Raw genomic sequence first — 1,124 nt, 5'->3', positions numbered from 1 at the left:
GGCCACGGCGGCCACTTCCCATGCCCAGTAGCCACGATAGGTACTTTTAAGGTGATTGTTGTACCAAGGGGCATCCTTGTTTAGGTTGTACCATTTACCTATATAGTCTTTTAATGCTTTTAGGGCAGTCTTACTGTCTGTGGCTTGCGTTACTTTGTATAGCCCCTTGCATTCTCTTGGGAATCCGAGCTTTTGGGCATGTGTCCTTTTTTCGTTATCTTTCAGGCGAGAGTTCAGCAAGAACCAAAGCAACAAGTCCGGTGTCCAGTCTGCAGGTTTCGCCTCTTCGTCCAAACGTTGTACGTAGTCTACCAACTGCATGAAGTTTTCGTCAGGAATGTTTAGGAGAATGCCCAGTGAAACACGATTTAAAATGTCAAAATAGATAGGGTTGTCATCGTTAAAGCCTACGATAAAATAATTCAATGATTCGACATAAATACGTTGAAGCTCTTTTAGTCCACCATCCATTGAATATCTTATTTGGATGACATCAATGCTATCGTGGCCAACAGCGCGACAAAAGAACAATTCACTTTCCTGCTCTGTTGTTAGATATGCTTTATACCTGTCGATCTCAGCTAGTCTAATCTTCAAAACCTTTTCAAAATCCTTTCTTTTCTTCAATTTGTCCCTAATGGGTTTTTCCTGTTCTTTCTTTGAACTTCCAAAAATCGCATCAAATAATCCCATAATTCGCTTGACATTTAAGTTAGAAAATACTATCCACCAATGCAGAACCGCCCTTGCTACAAACGTATGCACCGATGAGACCAACTATCACTGCGCCAACGAGTGTACCCACGCCAGGACAAACGGCCGTGCCGACAATTGCGCCAATTTCGGCACCGGCCCATGCACCGGCTAAGCCACCAACGGCCGCACCTGTGGCCTGTTGTGTCTTGTCGCCAAACTCCCCTTCCTCTTGGTAGGCCTCGTTGATGCGATATGCGTCCCAAGCAATGCCCACCACGATTAGGGATCTGCCTGCAACCTTGCCCACAGTTCTAAGCACTGGGGAATTTTCTATGTATTGCGTGCCTTTCCACAAGGCATCGTTAGCTTTCGCGGCAGCCTATTCTTCCTTGTCCTCTTCCCAATGCACCATGTCGTATGGATAGTAA

Annotated in this window: 2 protein-coding genes; both read right to left on the bottom strand. The window is 45.6% G+C overall.

From position 1 onward, the window contains the following. Nucleotides 1-693: PoNe immunity protein domain-containing protein (locus HMPREF2955_RS08865; RefSeq protein ID WP_070722751.1), on the bottom strand; the 693-nt coding region annotated here is incomplete at its 3' end. A 19-nt stretch (nt 694-712) separates the two neighbouring features. After that, on the bottom strand, nt 713-1,015 hold the full coding sequence (locus HMPREF2955_RS08860) for a tail tape measure protein (RefSeq protein WP_246830107.1): 303 nt from the start codon (nt 1,013-1,015) through the stop codon (nt 713-715). Nucleotides 1,016-1,124: the final 109 nt, after the last annotated feature.

The organism is Prevotella sp. HMSC073D09, assembly GCF_001814145.1.
Lineage (GTDB): Bacteria > Bacteroidota > Bacteroidia > Bacteroidales > Bacteroidaceae > Prevotella > Prevotella conceptionensis.
The sequence above is the reverse complement of the archived record's forward strand: the minus strand, read 5'-3'. Positions and strand labels throughout refer to the sequence as shown.